Here is an 18,243-nt window from a genome sequence, read left to right as displayed (position 1 = left end):
TTGAAATTCCCGCCGGGCGGCGTAACTATCGACCGCGACGCGATGGACCCGGAAATGATCAAGTTCACCCTCAAATGCGCCGATGACCATGTGTTCGACAGTTGGTTTCAATCCGCTGCCGCCTTTGAGAAATTGCACGGTGCGGGCATGGTGACATGCGCCGTGTGCGGCAGTTCGGACGTGGACAAGGCGCTGATGGCCCCCAGCCTGCACAGCGCCTCCGATGAGATGCCGGCCCCCGCCCCCAACCCCGCCGAACAGGCGCTGGCGCTGCTCAAGCGGCAGATCGAGGAAAACTCGGAATATGTCGGTCTGGATTTCGCCCGCGAAGCGCGCGAGATGCATGATGGCCTGACCCCCGAGCGCGCCATTTATGGCGAGGCGAGACCCGAAGAGGCGCGCAAGCTGATCGAGGATGGCGTGCCGGTGGCCCCCCTGCCCTTTGTCCCGCGCCGCAAATCCAACTGACCGAAAGGTATTCCCATGCATATCCTGATCACCGGCGCCAATCGTGGCATCGGCCGCGCTCTGGCCGATCACTACCGCAACGCGGGCCATGACGTGACCGCCACGGCGCGCACACCGTCCGGGGATGAGGTGGCGCTGGATGTGACCGATCCCGCGTCTTGTGCGGCGCTGACCGCTGGGCTGCGCGACCGGGCGGTGGACCTCCTGATCTGCAACGCCGGTGTGTATCTCGACAAGGGCCAGTCGCTGGACGGCGGCTATCCGGCGCAGATGTGGGCCGAGACCTTTGCCACCAACGTGACGGGAGTATTCCTGACCGTGCAGGCGCTCCTGCCGCATCTGCGGGCGGGCAAGGGCGCGAAAATCGCGATCATTTCCAGCCAGATGGCCAGCCATACCCGCGCGCCGGGCGGCAGCTATATCTATCGGGCGTCCAAGGCGGCGGCGCTCAACCTCGGGCGCAATCTGGCCAGTGATCTGGCGGGCGATGGCATCGCCGTGGGCATCTATCACCCCGGCTGGGTGCGCACCGAGATGGGCGGCGACAGCGCCGAGATTTCGGTGGAGGAGGCCGCGAACGGCCTCGTGGCGCGGTTCGCGGCGCTGGATATGGCGTCAACCGGATGTTTTCAGACCTGGGATGGGCGCGACCACCCCTATTGAGCCTCAGGCGGCAAAGACCGCGTTCATATCGGCAAAGCCCTTGACCTCGACGGGGTTGCCCGAGGGGTCGCGAAAGAACATGGTCCATTGTTCGCCCGGCTGCCCCTCGAACCGCACGGACGGGGGGATGACGAAATCGACCGCCGCCGCCGTCAGCCGGTCGGCCACTCCGCGCCAGATGTCGAGCGGCAGCACCACGCCGAAATGCGGCATCGGCACCATGTGATCGCCGACTTTGCCGGTGGCCTGCGTCGCGAAAGGCGTGCCCAGATGCAGGCTGAGCTGATGGCCGAAGAAGTCGAAATCGACCCAGGTCTCGGTCGAGCGCCCTTCGATCCCGCCCAAAAGCGCGCCATAAAACGCCCGCGCCTCATCCAGATCGGTCACATTGATTGCAAGATGAAAGGGATGTGCCATAGTCTGTCTCCTCATGCCCGTTGCATGGCACCTAGCGATGCCGTAACCGGGTTTGCAAGGCTTTTGATATGGGAGGATTGGCCATGGACTATGGGTTTGACACGTTGCAGGTTCACGCGGGCGCGCGGCCTGATCCGGCCACGGGCGCGCGGCAGGTGCCGATTTACCAGACCACGGCGTATGTGTTTCGCGATGCCGATCACGCAGCCGCGCTCTTCAACCTGCAAGAGGTGGGGTATATCTATTCGCGCCTGACCAATCCGACCGTTGCCGCGCTGCAAGAGCGGGTGGCCACGCTGGAAGGGGGTGCGGGCGCGGTGTGCTGTTCCTCGGGCCATGCGGCGCAGATCATGGCGCTCTTTCCGCTGATGGGTCCGGGGCTGAATGTGGTGGTCTCGACGCGGCTCTATGGCGGGTCGATCACGCAATTCAGCCAGACGATCAAGCGCTTTGGCTGGTCGGCCAAGTTCGTCGATTTCGACGATCTGGACGCCATTGCCGCCGCCATTGACGACAACACCCGCGCGGTTTTCTGCGAATCCATCGCCAATCCGGGCGGCTATATCACCGATCTCGACGCGGTGGCGGCGGTGGCCGACAAGGCGGGTCTGCCGCTCATTGTCGATAACACCTCGGCCACGCCCTATCTGTGCCGCCCGATCGAGCATGGCGCGACCTTGGTGGTGCATTCGATGACCAAGTTCCTGACCGGCAATGGCACGGTGACGGGCGGTGTGGTGGTCGATTCGGGGCGCTTTGACTGGTCGGCCTCCGACAAGTTCCCCTCGCTCTCGGCCCCTGAGCCCGCCTATCACGGGCTGAAGTTCCACGAGACCTTTGGCCCCTTGGCCTTCACCTTTCACGGCATTGCCATCGGGCTGCGCGATCTGGGCATGACGCTCAATCCGCAGGCGGCGCATTACACGCTGATGGGGATCGAGACACTATCGCTGCGCATGGCGCGGCATGTCGAGAACGCGGAAAAGGTGGCGAGCTGGCTTGAAGCGCATCCGGCGGTTGAGGCCGTGACCTATGCGGGGCTGAAATCCTCGCCCTGGCATGACCGGGTGGCGCGGATTTGCCCCAAGGGCGCGGGGGGACTCTTTACCGTCGCGCTCAAGGGGGGCTATGACGCCTGCATGAAGCTGGTGGATAGTCTCAACCTCTTCAGCCATGTGGCCAATCTGGGCGATACAAGGTCGCTCATCATCCACTCTGCCTCGACCACCCATCGGCAACTGACGCCCGAGCAACAGACCGCCGCCGGGGCCGCGCCCAATGTGGTGCGGATTTCCATCGGGATCGAGGATGCCAAGGACATCATCGCAGACCTCGAGCAGGCGCTGGCCAAGGCGAGCGCATAATCGGCAGGGCGCCGGGGCGCGACCGGATGGTTGGCCTCGGCGCGAAGCTGCTGTAGGATGGTGGGACACAGAACAAGGACTCCCGTCAATGCCGGACGAGTGTTAAAGCGTTCCCCATGAAACCGAATTTCGCCCTGTCCCTTTCTTTCGAAGGCATCGCCCTTTTGCACCGCACGGGCAGCGCGGGCTGGCATCTTGTGGGCGATGTACCGCTTGATGCAGCGGATCTGGCGGGCGAACTGGCGGCGCTCCGGGCCAAGGCGGCGCGGCTTGATCCCTCGGGATTGGCGACCAAGCTGATCATCCCCGACGCGCAGATCAAATACATGGACCTGCCCGCGTCGAGCGCGCCGGACGGAGATTATGACCAGGCGGCCGCCGAGGCGCTGGAAGGGGCCACGCCCTATCATATCGACGATCTGGTCTATGACTGGAGCGTGGACGAGGGCCGTCTCTATATCGCTGCCGTGGCAAGCGAGACCCTGGACGAGGCCGAGGCCTTTGCGGCGGAGCATAAATTCAATCCCGTCAGTTTCGTGGCACGGCCGCAATCGGATCGGTTTGCAGGCGAGCCGTTCTTTGGCGCGGCGGCGCAGGCGCAGGGCGTGGACCGCGACGCCGAGCCGGTGCGTATTCTGGGCAGCGCACGCCTGCCCGATGTTGCGCCGCCCGTCGAGAGCGCGGCGCCTGCTGCCTCTGATGCAGGGGCTGCGGTGGTGATGCCCAAGGCGTCAGAGCCTGCCCCGGCCGCCTCCCCGACCCCGGAAAAACCCACGGTGCCTGTGGTCAAGGCCGAACCGGAGCTGCCGGCGCTGTCTTTTTCCAGTGTCCGGGCCGAGCGGGGGGCGCCGATTGCGGGCGCACCCAAGCTGGAAGGTGCCGCGCGGATCACACCGCTACCCGATACTGCCCCTGCCCCAGAGTTGCCGCGACCGGGCGCTGCGCCGCTTTTGACCGGCGGGGCCGATCCGGCGTTGACCGATCTGGCCGCAGCCAGTCTTGCACCCGAAGCGGCGAAGGGGTCTGGCCTGGCCGGGCTGCTCGCGCGCCGGGACAAGGCCGCGCCGTCCGAGAGGGTGGCGGCCGAGCCTGCCGATGAGGCCACCCGCCTGACGGTGTTTGGCGCGCGCGGCCAACCGGCGAGCCGAGGCAAGCCCCGGTTTCTCGGGCTGATCCTGACGGCGCTTTTGCTGCTGTTCCTGGTGGGCGTGGCGGCGTGGTCGACGATCTTTGGCGGAGGCGATACGTCGGACGGTTCGGGCGAACGCGCGCCTGAGATTGCGTTGACGCCACCGATTGAGCCAGAGGTTGAGGTCGTGCCGGACGTCACGCCGTCCGGGGCAGAGCCTGCCGCGCCAACGCCGGAAGCCGTGGCCGAAACGCCGCCACAACCCGAAGCGTTGACGCCGGACCAATTGAAGGCGCGCTATGCGGCCACCGGCATCTGGCCTGTCGCGCCAGAACCGCCCACACAAGCCGACACCACCGATCTTGATGAGTTTTACCTGACCTCGATCGACGAGGCGTTGAATTTTCAGGACGCCGTGGCGCTGCCCCCGGAGCCTGACAGAGCCCTCGACCGCCGCCCAGAGACCCCCGCAGCCCCCGCACCGCCGGGGACACAGTTCACCCGCGATGCGCGCGGCTTGGTGCAGGCCACACCGGAGGGCGCGCTGACGCCGGATGGGGTGTTGGTGCGGTCTGGCCCGCCGCCGGTTCGCCCGCCAGACACCCGGTTGAATCCCCCGGACGCGCCAGAAGCGGCCCCGACAGCCGAAGCCACCGCCGAGGATGCGCGGCTGGGCGGTATCCGACCGCGCAGCAGGCCTGAGAACCTGATCGAGCAGCAAGAGCGCGGGGCGCTCTCGGGGCTCACTCGATCCGAGTTGGCGGCGTTGCGCCCGCGCGTGCGCCCTCAAGCGGTGATCGAGGCGGCAGCCGCCGCAGCCGCGCCGCCCCCTGCCCCCGAAGTGCAGCCTGCCGACATCAGCTCTGCCTCGTTGGCGGCGGCATTGATCGAGGCCAATCGCGGGGCCGTGGCCGAGGGCCTGCCGCAGGCGGTCGGCACCTCGATCAAGCCCAAGCTGCGGCCACAGGATCTGGAGCAGGCCGCGCGCGCGCCACAGCCGGATCGGGCGACGCCGGGCGAGGATGAAGAGCCCGAAATACAGACCGCTGCCGCAGCACGCACGGCGCCCAATATTCCCACCACCGCCTCGGTCGCGCGGTCGGCCACCGAGACCAACGCCATCAACCTGCGCAACGTCAACCTGATCGGCGTCTATGGCAGCCCGCAGAGCCGCCGCGCGCTGGTGCGGCTGTCGAATGGCCGCTATCAGAAGGTGCAGGTGGGCGACCGGCTGGATGGGGGGCAGGTCTCGGCGATTGGCGACGCGGAGTTGCGGTATAACAAACGCGGGCGCGATGTGGTGCTGCGCATGCCCAAAGGGTAGCGCGATGCCCCTGCCCCAATCCATGCCCCGCTGATGGACGGGTTCCTGTTTCAGGCCACGGTTTACCTTGCCGCCACTGTGATCGCTGTGCCGATTGCGGCGCGGCTGGGGTTTGGGTCGGTTCTTGGGTATCTGGCGGCGGGTATTTTGATCGGCCCGGTTCTGGGGCTGGTGGGCGGGCATGAGACTGCCGAATTGCAGCATGTTGCCGAATTCGGCGTGGTGATGATGCTGTTTCTCATCGGGCTGGAGCTGGAGCCGCGCGCGCTCTGGGATATGCGGCACCGGCTGTTGGGCTTGGGTGGGTTGCAGATCAGCGCCACGACGCTGGCCGTGATGATGGCGGGGATTTACGTTCTGGGGCTGGGGTGGAGCGTGGCCTTGGCGGTGGGGTTGGTCTTTGCGCTATCCTCGACCGCGATCGTGTTGCAGACCCTCTCGGAAAAGGGGCTGATGCAGACGGGCGGCGGGCGGTCGGCCTTTTCCGTGCTGCTGACGCAGGATATTGCGGTAATCCCGATGCTGGCGTTCCTGCCGCTCTTGGCAATGCCCAAGACACCCGAGATGATCATGGGCGAGCTTTTGTCTCGCGGCACGCCCGATGCGGGGCATGGGGCCAGCGGACCGCATGAGGCAGCGCAGAGTTTCATCGCCTCCTTGCCCGGCTGGGGGGCGACGCTGGTCACGATTGCGGCGGTGGCGTCGATTGTGCTGGCGGGGGTTTACCTGACCCGGCCGGTGTTTCGGTTCATCCACGCCGCACGGCTGCGCGAAATGTACACGGCAATTGCCCTGCTGATCGTGGTGGGCATTTCGTTCCTGATGACGCTGGTGGGGCTCTCGCCCGCCTTGGGTGCGTTTCTGGCCGGGGTGGTTCTGGCCAACAGCGAATTCCGGCACGAGCTGGAAAGCGATCTTGCCCCTTTCAAGGGGCTGCTTCTGGGGCTGTTCTTCATCACCGTGGGGGCGGGGATCAATTTCACCGTGCTGTTTGCTGCGCCGGTGCTGATCGTGGGATTGGCGCTGGCGGTGATCGTGACCAAGGGCGCGATTCTTTATGTGCTGGGGCGGGTGTTTGCGCTGCGCGGGCGCGATTTGTGGCTCTTTACCCTGTCGCTGGCGCAGGCGGGGGAATTCGGCTTTGTGCTCGTGGCGTTTTCGGTGCAGCAGCATGTGCTGCCCGCCGGGCTGAGCGAGGTGATCCTGTTGGTGATCGCGCTGACGATGCTGATCACGCCGCTGCTGTTCATTCTCTACGACGTGCTGTCGTGCAATCTGCGCGACGGGGGCGAGACCCCAGAAGCCGATACCATAGATCAGACTGGTCCGGTGATCATTGCGGGCATCGGGCGGTTTGGGCAGGTGGTCAACCGCTTGGTGCGTTCGAGCGGGTTCGAGACCGTGGTGCTGGATCACGACCTCATGGCCATCGAGCGGATGCGGCGGTTTGGCGTGCGGGGATTCTTTGGCGATCCGACCCGGCCCGACCTCTTGCATGCGGCGGGGCTGGCACGGGCGCGGGTGCTGGTGGCAGCCCTCGATGACCCCGAGGCGACGGTGCGGCTGGTCAGCTTTGCGCGGCGCGAGTGCCCGGACCTGCATATCATCGCGCGCGCCTATGACCGCACGCATGTGTTCCGCCTGTATCAGGCGGGGGCCAATGACATCGTGCGCGAGATGTTCGACAGTTCCCTGCGCGCGGGGCGCTATGTGCTGGAAAACATGGGGCTGAGCGAGTTCGAGGCGGCAGAGCTGGAAAAGACCTTTTACCACCATGACCGGCAATCGGTGCGGGAATTGGCAGCGCTCTGGGATCCCGCGCGCCCGACGGTCGAGAATGACGCTTATATCACCCGCGCGCGGGAGTTGGAGGCGGAATTGCAGACCATGCTCTTGTCGCAACTGGAAGAGACCGGCACGCCCAAGGAGTGAGCGGCGCTGGCGGTCAGGTGCCCCCCTGTTCCTTGACCATGCCGGTGAGGCGCGGGCCGCCCCAGCGCCGTGGGGCCAATCCCCCCACACTCTCATGCAGGCGTTCGGAGCGGTCGCGTCCGACCACGCGGCGGCTGCGCAGCAGCAGGATCTTGCCCCAGCCGGCCCATGTGCCCACCGAGGGCGCGTTGACATCCTGCGGAAAGCGCGCGCGCCAGCCTGCGGGCAAGGGCAGCGCGCAGCCTTCCATCCGTTCGAGCATCCAGACCAGCGGGATATTGGCGAGCGGACGCGCGGCGTGGATGCCGCAAAGCTGCCCGCCCACGTCCGAATGACAGCCCCGGAACCAGACCTGTTCGACATGGCCGTCGAAGTCGGGCGGGCATTCCCAGAGGACAGGCGTATAGGCATTACGGGTCTCGTCGAGGGCCAGCGCATGATAGCCATGCCGGGTGGTGCGCCCGAGGTGGTGATTGTGAAAGCCATGGGCATCCGCGCGAAAGCGCCAGAGGATCGGGATGCGCAGGCCCAGCGCCTTGACCGTATCCCAGACGCCGATCATCTCGACATGCGTATTCTCATGACAATTGGCGCGGGCAAAGGCCTGCGCGGCGCGACCAGAGGGCGTGCAGCGATAATGGCGAAAGGCCTGATGCACGTTGCGTTCGGTCGCCTCTTCGGCGCGCAAGAGGCCGATGCGGTCGATCACCCCGGCCAATGAGCGCACCGCATAGGCGCCGCGCGAATAGCCCAGGAGGAATATCCGGTCACCGGGGCGGTAGCGATTGGCGAGATAGCCATAGGCGCGGCGGATCTGCCGGTTGATGCCGCGCCCCAGGATGATATCGCCGGTCGCGCGCCAGTCGCGCCATTGAATCCCCGCCTCGTAATAGAGCGATAGATTGGCCCCCGACACCTCGCGCAGCAATTTGTAGGTAAGGCCCGCGTTTGTCTCATACCCCGGTGTGAGGCTCGACATCGTGCCATCGAGGATCAGAACGTGATTGACCGGGCCGCGCCGGTGACCAAAGGCCGGATGCGCCTCATTCTGGCCCGGTCGAAGCCAGTCGAATACGCTCTTGGTCCAACTCCGCCACGACATGACGCACCTGCCTTTGCCCTTCGGCGGCGCGCCTGAATGGATCCGCGCGCCGACGGATCATGGCCCCAGCTTGCGCAGAAATCCGTTGCGATTCCATGAAATTCGCCGTGAGCGCGGTGTTACAGTTGCGCCACGGTCACAACCTCGCGCAGGCCATAGCCGTTGAAATCGGTGCTGAGGCAGCGGGTATAGGCCCCCATGCCGGAAATCAGCAGGTAATCGCCCTCGGCCAGATCCTCGGGCAAGGGCAAGGGATCGGGCAGCCGGTCGATGCTGTCGCAGGTGGGGCCAAAGACCACGCGCGGGGATGGCGCGCCGTGGCGCGGCGTGCCATCGGGGGCCAGAACGGTGATGCGGTCCGGCGCGCCGATGTCGCGGATTTCGGTGAGGCCGCCGTAAACCCCGTCATTGAGAAAAATCGCGCCGCTGTCGCGCAGCGCCTTGACCCGCACCGCGAGGCTGAACGCCTCGGCCACCATGGCGCGGCCCGGCTCGCACACAAGCGCCGGGGCATCCGCGCCAAAGACGCGGGCGACCTCGGCCCCGATATGGGTGAAAATCGCGGTCAGGTCCGGGGCATTGCCGGTGCGATGCGCGGCAAAACCACCCCCCACGTTGATCCGCGCCAGACGCACGCCCGCCCTGCGCGCCACATCCGCCACGACGCCGATATAGGCCCCCCACGCGGCGGGGTCGGCGCATTGGGTGCCGGGATGAAAGGTCATCGAAGGGGTAAAGCCCCGTTGTGCCACGGCGCGCAGCAGTTCCTCGGCCCGGTCCGGACCGACCCCGAACTTGGCCCCGAAATCATAGGCCGCCCCCCGCACCGGCAGGGCCAGACGCACGGTGATTTCGGCATCAGAGGCGATACGCCCCGTCAGTTTGTCCAACTCGCGCAGGCAGTCGATGGAATAGGAGGCCACGCCCATCTGCGCCGCGACCTCGATCTCGGGGAGGGAGCGCACGGGGTTGTTGTAATGCAGCACGGCGCGTGGGCAGACGGCGCGCACGGCGCGCATTTCCTCGGGGCTGGCCACGTCAAAGGCGGTGATGCCCGCCGCCACCAGATTGGCCAGCACCTCGGCCCCCGGATTGGCCTTGACCGCATAGGTCACAAGGCCGGGAAACCCGGCCTGAAAGGCGCGCGCCGTGGCCTGAAGCCGGTCAGGCGAGAAATAGAGCAGCGCCGCATCGGGGGTCTGGCGCATCAGATGCGCGCGCGGATCGGACCAGGGGGCGGCGTTTTTCATCGGGCATACCTCAATCTGCTGCGTGTTTTCTTTGAGTGTGCCGTGAATTCTCGTCGATTCAGGGTGGCGTTTCGTATAGATTGCAGGAAACTTTCGTCATAATGCCGGAGCCATGATGCAAACCGACGAAACAGATCGTGCGCTGATCGCGCTCTTGCAGGAAAACGCCCGCCTGCCGGTGGCCACATTGGCGCGCCGGTTGGGTCTGGCGCGCACCACGGTGCAAGCGCGGCTGGAGCGGCTGGAAAACACAGGTGTCATCGCAGGTTACAGCGTGCGCCTGAGCCAGAGCGTCCGCCCTGCCCTGCGCGCCACCGCCCTTGTCAGCATAGAGCCGCGGTCGGGCCCGGCGGTGCTGGCGCGGCTGAAGTCGCTGCCACAGGTGCGGCGGGTGCATACCACCTCGGGGCGGTTCGATCTGATCGTGATGATCGAGGCCAACACCACAGAGGCGCTGGATGAAACACTGGACCGGATCGGCGAGGCTAAAGGGGTCAAAGGCTCGGAAAGCCTTATTCACCTTTCGACCAAACTTGACCGGGGTGACTGAGTACAGCAGGCTGACCGCAATCACACCGGCGGAGTCGCGGACATGGACACGGTCAGTTTCAGGCAGATGAAGGATGGCACCAAGGAGGACTACGAATTCCTCACCGCGCATGAGATTGACCACACCCGACACACCGCCAAACGGCTGCTGAGCGCGCTGGTCGACCTGGATCAGAGCCTGTCCGGCTATCAGATCACCCGGCTGGGGCACTCTGTTCAGTCGGCCACGCGGGCCTGGCGCGACGGTGCGGATGTCGATTGGGTGGTTGCGGCGCTCTTGCATGACATCGGCGACATCTATGCGCCCTACAATCACGACGAATACGCCGCGACGATCCTCAAGCCCTTCTTGCGCGAGCAATGCACCTGGTGTGTGTCCACGCATGGCGATTTCCAGATGCTGTATTACGGCCACCACCTTGAGGGGTTTGACCAGCACAAGCGCGAGCGTCACCGGGGCCATGTCTATTTCGACGATTGCGCCGAGTTCTGCGAACGCTGGGATCAGGCCAGCTTTGATCCCGATTATGACGACCTGTCGCTGGAATTCTTTGCCCCGCTGGTCGAAGAGGTGTTTGCGCGCAAGCCCTATGATCCGGCGGTGATCCGGGCGGGCGCGCGCGCACCGCTCGTCGATGCCGCCGTGGCGGAGGCACGACAGAACCGGGGCTAACGCCGCCCCAAGAGCCCGATGCGCCAGAACAGTGCCATCAAGCCCAGCCCCAACACCACCAGCCCGACGCAGACCGCCCAGAAGGCGCGCGCGTCATCCGCGCCGGGAATGCCGCCCACGTTGATCCCCAACAGCCCGGTGATCAGCCCCAGCGGCAGGAAAATTGCCGCCACCACGGACAAGAGCAGCATCTGACGATTCATCGTTTCGGCGCGGGCGTCCATGATCTGATCATGCACCACCTGCGCGCGGTCCCGGAGTGCGTCGAGTTCCTCGGCCAGCCGCGTCACCCGTTCTGTGGCCTCGCGCAAGCGGCTGCGATCATGGCTGCGAATCCACGGCATGTCCTCGATCTCGAAGGTGCTGAGCGCATCGCGTTGCGGTGCCATGTGCCGGCGCAACATGATGGCAATGCGCCGCACGTCAGCCAGTTCGCGCCGGTCCAGCACGCCCAGATTGTCGATCACCTGATCCTCGAGCACATCCAGTCTTTCGTTCAACCCGGCGACCACAGGCTCTGCCCGGTCCGCAAGACGCAGCGCCAGGCGCGCCACCAGTTCCGCCGCCCCGTCCGGCGCCAGATTGTTCGCGATCCCCTCCATGACATCGCTTACCGCCATCAGACGGCGCAGTTGCACGCTGACCACCACGCCTTCGGTCACCCACATGCGCAGGGACACCATATCTTCGACCTCGTCCCCGGGGTTGAGATTGACACCGCGCAGATTGATAAGCACGCCGGACCCATGCACGGTCGCGCGTGGCCGGGTTTCAGGGGCCAGCAGGGCACGCAGCACCAATGGCTCCAGCGTCGTTGCCTCGAGCCAGTCACGCGCGCCGGGTTGGGCGCAGTTGACATGCACCCAAGTCAGCGTCTCAGGCGCAGACCAGCCCGCAGGGGCCGTGCCGCTGAGATCAATCTTGCTGGCGTTGCCATCCCGGCGCATCCGCCATTGCCGGACCCCCTCCATCTGCCTGTTCTCCCTGCCAATCCGTTGCGGGCAGTCTGCGTCACTTCGCCCCCTCTTGTCACGCAGATGGGCCAAGAAAATCCGTGCTTTGGCTTTTCCTCTGATCCCACATTAGGTAGAGCAGATGAAAACCCGTATTTGCAGGATCAAGACGTCATGGCGATGGAAAAAACTTTCGACGCGGCCGAGGCCGAGACACGGCTCTATCAGGCGTGGGAGGAAGCCGGCGCGTTCCGGGCCGGGGCCAATGCGGCACCGGGGGCCGAGACCTTCAGCATCATGATCCCGCCGCCCAATGTAACGGGCAGCCTGCACATGGGCCATGCGTTCAACAACACGTTGCAGGATATTCTGATCCGCTGGCACCGGATGCGCGGGCATGACACGCTCTGGCAGCCGGGGCAGGATCACGCCGGCATCGCCACGCAGATGGTGGTCGAGCGCAAGCTGGCCGCCGAAGGCGCGCCCACGCGGCGCGAGATGGGGCGTGAGGATTTTCTCAAGAAGGTCTGGGAGTGGAAGACGCAATCAGGCGGTACGATCATCAACCAGTTGAAGCGGCTGGGGGCCTCCTGTGACTGGTCGCGCAATGCCTTTACCATGTCGGGCGCGCCGGGGGCGCCTGCGGGGGAAGAGGGCAATTTCCATGACGCGGTGATCAAGGTCTTTGTCGATATGTATCACAAGGGTCTGATCTATCGCGGCAAGCGGCTGGTCAACTGGGACCCGCATTTCGAGACCGCGATTTCCGATCTGGAGGTCGAGAATATCGAGGTCGCGGGCCATATGTGGCATTTCAAATATCCGCTCGCGGGCGGGCAGACCTATGAATATGTCGAGAAGGATGCCGACGGCAACGTGACCCTGCGCGAGACGCGCGATTACATTTCCATCGCCACCACGCGCCCCGAAACCATGCTGGGCGATGGCGCGGTTGCGGTGCATCCGTCGGATGCGCGCTATGCGCCGATCGTGGGGATGCTCTGCGAGATTCCGGTGGGGCCCAAGGAACATCGCCGCCTCATTCCGATCATCACCGATGACTATCCCGATCCGAATTTCGGCTCTGGCGCGGTCAAGATCACCGGCGCGCATGATTTCAACGACTATGGCGTGGCCAGCCGCAATGGCATCCCGATGTATCGCCTGATGGACACGCGCGCGCAGATGCGGGCCGATGGCGCGCCCTATGCGGAGTGTGCCGCGCGTGCGCAGGAGATTGCGGAAGGGGCGGCGTTCACGCCCGAGGAGATTGATACGCTCAACCTCATCCCCGACCATCTGCGCGGGCTGGACCGGTTCGAGGCGCGCAAGCGGGTCGTCGAGGAGATCACGGCCGAAGGGCTGGCGGTGATGGTCGAGGTCCCGGGTCAAGCCCGGGACGCGGAGGACAGCGCCGAGCCGGCGCCCGAGATGGTCCCCTTTGTCGAAGCGAAGCCGATCATGCAGCCCTTCGGCGACCGCTCCAAGGTGGTGATCGAGCCAATGCTGACCGATCAATGGTTCGTCGATACCGCCAAGATCGTTGGTCCCGCGCTCGATGCCGTACGCTCGGGCGAGGTGACGATCCTGCCCGAGAGTGATCGCAAGGTCTATTTTCATTGGCTGGAGAATATCGAGCCCTGGTGCATCTCACGGCAACTGTGGTGGGGGCATCAGATTCCGGTGTGGTATGGACCGAAGTTTGATTGTGATGGACAGATCATACTTGGTGAAACGGAACGCTTTTGCGCTGCAAACTTCATTGATGCACGCGCAATGGCTGTTGCGCATTACTTAACAGTGCGACCCGACATTCTTTCAATTGAGGAGAGACCCCAAAATCAATCCACGCTAAGCGTCGAAAAGCACAATGAAATTGCGAGTTACTTCAACCGTCCTGATCTTCGAATTAGCGAGAGCTTGACGGAGGGTGGGAAGTGGACATTCAACACCTCAAGCAAAACGCTTCTGCTCGGACGCGACCCCGACGTGCTCGACACGTGGTTTTCCTCTGGTCTCTGGCCCATCGGCACGCTGGGCTGGCCCGAAAAGACCGACGAGTTGCAGAAATATTTCCCCACCTCCGTTCTGATCACCGGCTTCGACATCATCTTTTTCTGGGTCGCCCGGATGATGATGATGCAATATGCCGTGGTGGGCGAGAGGCCCTTCTCTCATGTCTATGTCCATGCTCTCGTGCGCGACGAGAAGGGCAAGAAGATGTCCAAGAGTTTGGGCAATGTGCTCGATCCGCTCGACCTGATTGACGAGTATGGCACCGATGCCGTGCGCTTCACGCTGACCTCGATGGCGGCCATGGGGCGCGATCTCAAGCTCTCGAAAGAACGCATTGCGGGCTATCGCAATTTCACCACCAAGCTGTGGAATGCCGCGCGCTTTGCCGAGATGAACGGCGCTGTGGGCAGTACGGGCGCGGTGCCCAGCCCCACCGCCACGGTCAACAAATGGATCATCGGCGAGACCGCCAAGACGCGGGCCACCGTCGATGAGGCGCTGGAAAACTTCCGCTTCAACGACGCCGCCAACACGCTCTATGCCTTTGTCTGGGGCACGGTCTGTGACTGGTATGTCGAGTTTTCCAAGCCGCTTTTGCTGGATGGCGATGCCGCGACCAAGGCGGAAACACAGGCGACAATGGCGTGGGTCATTGATCAATGTCTGATCCTTTTGCACCCGATCATGCCCTTTGTGACCGAGGAGCTATGGGGCACCCTGGGCACGCGCACGAAGATGCTGGTGCATGGCGATTGGCCGACCTATGGGGCCGAGTTGATCGACGCCGCGGCGGACCGTGAAATGAACTGGGTGATCGCGCTGATCGAGCAAATCCGCTCGGCGCGGGCGCAGATGCATGTGCCTGCCGGTCTCTATGTGCCGCTCTTGGTGACGGAATTGAACGAGGCCGGGCGCGGGGCCTGGGCGCGCAACGAGGTGATGATCAAGCGGCTGGCGCGGGTCGAGAGCCTGAGCGATGTGGACAGCTTCCCCAAGGGCTGCGTCACCGTGGCGGTGGAGGGCGGCAGCTTTGGCTTGCCTCTGGCCGATATCATCGACGTGGCCGAGGAAAAGGCGCGGCTGGAAAAGACGCTGGCCAAGCTGGAAAAGGAATTGGGCGGGCTGCGCGGGCGGTTGAACAACCCCAATTTCGTGGCCTCCGCCCCCGAAGAGGTGGTGGAAGAGGCGCGCGAAAACCTGGCCCTGCGCGAGGAAGAGGACAGCAAGCTGCGCGCGGCGCTGGCGCGATTGGCGGAACTGGACTAAGCCCAACGCCTGACGCGACAAGGGACCGCCGCCCCGAGGCGGCGGTCTTGTCATGGCGCGCGGCCTATTGCGCGCGAAGGTGCGCCTTGCTGTCGAGAGATCACGCGAACTATCTTTGGAGGTCATGCAAAGCCCGCAGGTCAGGTGCATACTAAGGTTGTGCAGACCCCTGCCATACATGCAAGAGACCAAATCCAAATGCGTAAGTCGCTGGAAACCGTCTACGAATACAACGGCAGCCGTGCCAGTCTGACAGATGGCTGTGTCGTGAATTCCGGCCTCATCGACGCCCGGTCCGGGGGGCTGCTGGCCTTGATCGAAACCCCTGACAAGACCCTGTCACAGGCCACGAACGGGCTATGCCGGTTCAGCCTGCGGAATGGGTCGGTCCGGCACCAACCCATCGACTATATCGGCGCGGGCCATGTGTCGGCCGTCAGTCGGCGCGGGCGCGGGCTTTGCACGCGTGCGGTGACGGCGTTTGCCGTGAATGGGCAAATCTACCTGATCGCGGCGCGGGGGCTGCCGCCTCTGTCGGGCATGTCGATCACTTTCGAAGTCGCTGCGACGGTCTCTCACCGCCTCACTTCAATTCCACCTCTTTTGGTAAAGGGCACACCCATGGAAAATCAGTCTGGACCTACACCGATCAAGACCTCTGCCGTTGGACCCATGCTTCTCGCGCTGGCGCGGAATCGCCGCGTCGCGGCCGTCAATGCCCATCCCCGGCTCGCCTATGTCGCGCGGTTGCGCGACCATATGGGGCTCCAACACGAGATCGCCTTTGCGACCTCGACCGAGTTCGAAAGCATCGAGCAGAACACGCATGAGAACGGCCTTTGCAGCAAGATCGAAGTGCTGGACATGAATGTGCGCGCGATCAAGCCGCGCCCTCTGGTCTTGTCGCCCTGCCAGCGCATCAAGGCGTATCACGCGATGGCAATCGCAGCGGAATAAGGCACCCACGCGGGGGATCAGGCGCGCGTCCAGCGGTGCATGACATCGCCGCCTAGGTCGCGTGTTTCGACCAGCCGGTAGCGCACAGCCTCGTCGAGGCGGGCAAGGCCCAGTGCCCCCACCCCCGGCAGCCCTTCGGCGCCAATGGCCAGACCGGCGGTAAAGCCGATCAGCTCATCCACAAGCCCCGCCGACAGGAGCGAGGCCGCGAGCGCGCCGCCGCCTTCGCAGAACACACGGGTCAACCCTTCGGCCCCCAGTGCATTGAGCACCGAGGCCGGATCGACCTGGCCTTGGGTCACCTCACAAGGCAAGAGCCGCGCGCCGATACCCTGCCAGGCCGTGACCAGCGCCGGATCGACATGCGGCCCGTGACAGAGCCAGAGCGGCACATCGCGCGCCGTGCGGGCGAGATTGGACAAGAGCGGCAGATCGAGGCGGCGCGATACCACGACCCGCACCGGCTGACGGCGCGGGCCCATGTCACGCACCGTGAGTTGGGGATCATCGGCGCGCGCCGTGCCCGCCCCCACCATCACCGCATCGTGGCGCGCGCGCAGGCCGTGGACCACGCGCCGCGCCTCTGGTCCGGTGATCCATTGGCTATGGCCGGTGGCGGTGGCGATGCGGCCATCAAAGCTGGACGCGAGTTTGAGCGTCACCAGAGGCCGCCCGATTTCATTGCGCATGAGAAACCCGGCCAGATCGCGCCCGGCCTCATTGGCCAGAACCCCGGTGCGCACCTCGATGCCTGCCGCGCGCAGCATGGCAAAGCCCCGGCCCGCGACGCGCGGGTCATTGTCGTCAAAGGGGGCCACCACCCGCGCGATACCTGCCGCAATCAGCGCATCGGCGCAGGGCGGGGTCTGGCCGTGATGCGCGCAAGGCTCAAGCGAGACATAGGCCGTGGCCCCGCGCGCCAAGGCCCCGGCCTGTGCCAGCGCCTGTGGTTCGGCATGGGGTCGCCCGCCGGGCGCGGTTGATCCGCGCCCAACGATGCGGCCATCCTTGACGATGACACAGCCCACGGCGGGGTTGGGCGCGCATTGGCCCATGCCCCGCCGCCCCAGCGACAGGGCCAGCGCCATAAAGCGGGCGTCGGCGGCGCTCACGCGTCCGGTTTGGGATTGAGGGCCGCGTCCTCGGGCCGCAATTCGCTGACGAAGCGGTCGAAATCATCCGCTTCCTGGAAATTCTTGTAGACGCTGGCAAAGCGGACATAGGCCACGGTGTCGATCCGCGCGAGGCTCTCCATCACGATCTCGCCCACGGTTTTCGAAGGAATGTCCGTCTCGCCCATGCTTTCCAGCCGCCGCACGATGCCGGAAATCATCTGTTCGATGCGCTCGGGCTCGATGGGTCGTTTCTGGAGCGCGATCCGGATCGAGCGTTCCAGCTTGTCGCGGTCGAAATCCTCGCGGCGGCCATTGGATTTGACGACGACCAGATCGCGCAGTTGCACCCGCTCATAGGTGGTGAAACGCCCGCCGCAACCGGGGCAAAACCTGCGCCTGCGGATCGAGACATGCTCTTCTGCGGGGCGCGAGTCCTTGACCTGTGTATCTATATTTCCGCAAAACGGGCAGCGCATTGGCCGTCCCCCTTTTCTGTCCTTGCCTCTTGGGTCATGGGTCTGATGCCCAGTTATCCACAGCCACTATAGGACAGCCGCAAGGTTTTGGGTAGGGGGGATTTTAGCGCCCCAGATCATGGGGCGCAGGCATCGGCAAAAAGGACTCAATAGGTGTATTTCACCGTTCCTGCACGGCATTTCAGATGCGCTATTTCGCCCTTGCCGTCCTGCAACACAACCACGCCGCCAAAGCGGCTGTCGGGTTTGTCGGGGTCCACAGCGTCAAATTTATCAAAGCCTGCGTAGACCTCATAAATCACGGCATTGTTGCGCAGGCGGATCGCCTCCCAGATGGTGCGGCCGATACCGGGCCAGGGCACGATGTCGGCCCCTGCGCCAATCGGGCGCGTGAGGGCGAGGTCCGGCGCGCCCATCCTGGGACCAAAGCTGTAGCTCACATGGGTCTCGTTCCGGCAGACACGCAGCGCCTTGCCGCCCCGTTCCATGTCGCAACCGAGGAAAAGCGTCTGGCCCTCCGGGCAGGCGGTGGCGGGCAAGGCGATGAGGCTCAGGAGTGCTGCTATCCATCTGCGCATCTGCGGCCCCC

Annotated in this window: 16 protein-coding genes; 9 read left to right on the top strand and 7 right to left on the bottom strand. The window is 64.7% G+C overall.

Annotated elements, in window-relative coordinates; translation table 11 throughout:
• Positions 1-54 precede the first annotated feature (54 nt).
• Entirely contained in the window at positions 55-468 is a 414-nt protein-coding gene (locus tag ROSMUC_RS10760) for a DUF1178 family protein (RefSeq protein ID WP_037273019.1), read from the top strand.
• A 15-nt stretch (positions 469-483) separates the two neighbouring features.
• Positions 484-1,131 (top strand): SDR family oxidoreductase, encoded by a 648-nt coding sequence (locus tag ROSMUC_RS10755; protein ID WP_037272825.1) that lies wholly within the window; start codon positions 484-486, stop codon positions 1,129-1,131.
• A 3-nt stretch (positions 1,132-1,134) separates the two neighbouring features.
• On the opposite strand, the gene ROSMUC_RS10750 is transcribed toward ROSMUC_RS10755, so the two are convergent.
• Positions 1,135-1,548: a VOC family protein gene (locus tag ROSMUC_RS10750; RefSeq protein ID WP_037272822.1), complete on the bottom strand. Its 414-nt coding sequence runs from the start codon at positions 1,546-1,548 to the stop codon at positions 1,135-1,137.
• An 83-nt stretch (positions 1,549-1,631) separates the two neighbouring features.
• Here ROSMUC_RS10750 and ROSMUC_RS10745 point away from each other — a divergent pair, with 83 nt between their 5' ends.
• From ROSMUC_RS10745 to ROSMUC_RS10735, 3 genes are all read left to right on the top strand, one after another.
• Positions 1,632-2,912 (top strand): O-acetylhomoserine aminocarboxypropyltransferase/cysteine synthase family protein, encoded by a 1,281-nt coding sequence (locus tag ROSMUC_RS10745; protein WP_037272820.1) that lies wholly within the window; start codon positions 1,632-1,634, stop codon positions 2,910-2,912.
• A 116-nt stretch (positions 2,913-3,028) separates the two neighbouring features.
• Complete coding sequence (locus ROSMUC_RS10740) at positions 3,029-5,365, top strand: hypothetical protein (protein WP_037272818.1); 2,337 nt, start codon at positions 3,029-3,031, stop codon at positions 5,363-5,365.
• Between the two features lie 33 nt (positions 5,366-5,398).
• On the top strand, positions 5,399-7,297 hold the full coding sequence (locus tag ROSMUC_RS10735) for a cation:proton antiporter domain-containing protein (RefSeq protein WP_037272815.1): 1,899 nt from the start codon (positions 5,399-5,401) through the stop codon (positions 7,295-7,297).
• Positions 7,298-7,310: 13 nt separating this feature from the next.
• Here ROSMUC_RS10735 and ROSMUC_RS10730 read toward each other — a convergent pair whose 3' ends face one another.
• Positions 7,311-8,399 (bottom strand): DUF2235 domain-containing protein, encoded by a 1,089-nt coding sequence (locus tag ROSMUC_RS10730; RefSeq protein ID WP_037272812.1) that lies wholly within the window; start codon positions 8,397-8,399, stop codon positions 7,311-7,313.
• Positions 8,400-8,518: 119 nt separating this feature from the next.
• The gene (locus ROSMUC_RS10725) at positions 8,519-9,649 is read right to left on the bottom strand and encodes a type III PLP-dependent enzyme (protein WP_037272809.1); all 1,131 of its coding nucleotides are present in this window, start codon (positions 9,647-9,649) and stop codon (positions 8,519-8,521) included.
• 115 nt (positions 9,650-9,764) lie between these two features.
• Between ROSMUC_RS10725 and ROSMUC_RS10720 the strand changes: the two genes are divergently transcribed.
• Positions 9,765-10,199, top strand: a complete 435-nt coding sequence (locus ROSMUC_RS10720) for an Lrp/AsnC family transcriptional regulator (RefSeq protein WP_037273018.1) — start codon at positions 9,765-9,767, stop codon at positions 10,197-10,199.
• Between the two features lie 42 nt (positions 10,200-10,241).
• Positions 10,242-10,871, top strand: coding sequence for an HD domain-containing protein (locus tag ROSMUC_RS10715; protein ID WP_037272806.1), 630 nt, complete (start codon positions 10,242-10,244; stop codon positions 10,869-10,871).
• Here the strand turns inward: ROSMUC_RS10715 and ROSMUC_RS10710 are convergent.
• Entirely contained in the window at positions 10,868-11,842 is a 975-nt protein-coding gene (locus tag ROSMUC_RS10710) for a zinc transporter ZntB (protein ID WP_037272798.1), read from the bottom strand. The genes ROSMUC_RS10715 and ROSMUC_RS10710 overlap by 4 nt on opposite strands.
• 156 nt (positions 11,843-11,998) lie before the next feature.
• Between ROSMUC_RS10710 and ROSMUC_RS10705 the strand changes: the two genes are divergently transcribed.
• Both ROSMUC_RS10705 and ROSMUC_RS10700 read left to right on the top strand, forming a co-directional pair.
• A complete protein-coding gene (locus ROSMUC_RS10705) occupies positions 11,999-15,106 on the top strand; it encodes a valine--tRNA ligase (RefSeq protein ID WP_037272795.1) in 3,108 nt (1,035 codons plus the stop codon).
• 198 nt (positions 15,107-15,304) lie between these two features.
• Positions 15,305-16,063 carry a hypothetical protein gene (locus tag ROSMUC_RS10700; RefSeq protein ID WP_037272793.1) on the top strand — a complete coding sequence of 253 codons (759 nt, stop codon included), beginning with the start codon at positions 15,305-15,307 and terminating at the stop codon, positions 16,061-16,063.
• A gap of 17 nt (positions 16,064-16,080) precedes the next feature.
• On the opposite strand, the gene ribD is transcribed toward ROSMUC_RS10700, so the two are convergent.
• The 3 genes from ribD to ROSMUC_RS10685 form a co-directional block, all read right to left on the bottom strand.
• On the bottom strand, positions 16,081-17,175 hold the full coding sequence (gene ribD, locus ROSMUC_RS10695) for a bifunctional diaminohydroxyphosphoribosylaminopyrimidine deaminase/5-amino-6-(5-phosphoribosylamino)uracil reductase RibD (RefSeq protein WP_052115315.1): 1,095 nt from the start codon (positions 17,173-17,175) through the stop codon (positions 16,081-16,083).
• Positions 17,172-17,654: a transcriptional regulator NrdR gene (gene nrdR, locus ROSMUC_RS10690; protein WP_037272790.1), complete on the bottom strand. Its 483-nt coding sequence runs from the start codon at positions 17,652-17,654 to the stop codon at positions 17,172-17,174. The genes ribD and nrdR overlap by 4 nt, the downstream gene beginning before the upstream one ends.
• 146 nt (positions 17,655-17,800) lie before the next feature.
• Positions 17,801-18,232 carry a hypothetical protein gene (locus ROSMUC_RS10685; RefSeq protein ID WP_037272788.1) on the bottom strand — a complete coding sequence of 144 codons (432 nt, stop codon included), beginning with the start codon at positions 18,230-18,232 and terminating at the stop codon, positions 17,801-17,803.
• Positions 18,233-18,243 lie beyond the last annotated feature (11 nt).

Origin of the sequence: Roseovarius mucosus DSM 17069 (genome assembly GCF_000768555.3) — a bacterium.
GTDB lineage: Bacteria > Pseudomonadota > Alphaproteobacteria > Rhodobacterales > Rhodobacteraceae > Roseovarius > Roseovarius mucosus.
Note: the sequence above shows the minus strand (reverse complement) of the source record. Positions and strands in the feature narration are given on the sequence as shown.

Coding starts and splice junctions, on each gene's coding strand:
- ROSMUC_RS10730 (WP_037272812.1), bottom strand. CDS start 8,399: ATGTCGTGGCGGAGTTGGACCAAGAGCGTATTCGACTGGCTTCGACCG.
- ROSMUC_RS10760 (WP_037273019.1), top strand. CDS start 55: ATGATCAAGTTCACCCTCAAATGCGCCGATGACCATGTGTTCGACAGT.
- ROSMUC_RS10715 (WP_037272806.1), top strand. CDS start 10,242: ATGGACACGGTCAGTTTCAGGCAGATGAAGGATGGCACCAAGGAGGAC.
- ROSMUC_RS10755 (WP_037272825.1), top strand. CDS start 484: ATGCATATCCTGATCACCGGCGCCAATCGTGGCATCGGCCGCGCTCTG.
- nrdR (WP_037272790.1), bottom strand. CDS start 17,654: ATGCGCTGCCCGTTTTGCGGAAATATAGATACACAGGTCAAGGACTCG.
- ROSMUC_RS10740 (WP_037272818.1), top strand. CDS start 3,029: ATGAAACCGAATTTCGCCCTGTCCCTTTCTTTCGAAGGCATCGCCCTT.
- ROSMUC_RS10720 (WP_037273018.1), top strand. CDS start 9,765: ATGCAAACCGACGAAACAGATCGTGCGCTGATCGCGCTCTTGCAGGAA.
- ROSMUC_RS10725 (WP_037272809.1), bottom strand. CDS start 9,649: ATGAAAAACGCCGCCCCCTGGTCCGATCCGCGCGCGCATCTGATGCGC.
- ROSMUC_RS10735 (WP_037272815.1), top strand. CDS start 5,399: ATGGACGGGTTCCTGTTTCAGGCCACGGTTTACCTTGCCGCCACTGTG.
- ROSMUC_RS10745 (WP_037272820.1), top strand. CDS start 1,632: ATGGACTATGGGTTTGACACGTTGCAGGTTCACGCGGGCGCGCGGCCT.
- ROSMUC_RS10700 (WP_037272793.1), top strand. CDS start 15,305: ATGCGTAAGTCGCTGGAAACCGTCTACGAATACAACGGCAGCCGTGCC.
- ROSMUC_RS10710 (WP_037272798.1), bottom strand. CDS start 11,842: ATGGAGGGGGTCCGGCAATGGCGGATGCGCCGGGATGGCAACGCCAGC.
- ROSMUC_RS10705 (WP_037272795.1), top strand. CDS start 11,999: ATGGCGATGGAAAAAACTTTCGACGCGGCCGAGGCCGAGACACGGCTC.
- ROSMUC_RS10750 (WP_037272822.1), bottom strand. CDS start 1,548: ATGGCACATCCCTTTCATCTTGCAATCAATGTGACCGATCTGGATGAG.
- ROSMUC_RS10685 (WP_037272788.1), bottom strand. CDS start 18,232: ATGCGCAGATGGATAGCAGCACTCCTGAGCCTCATCGCCTTGCCCGCC.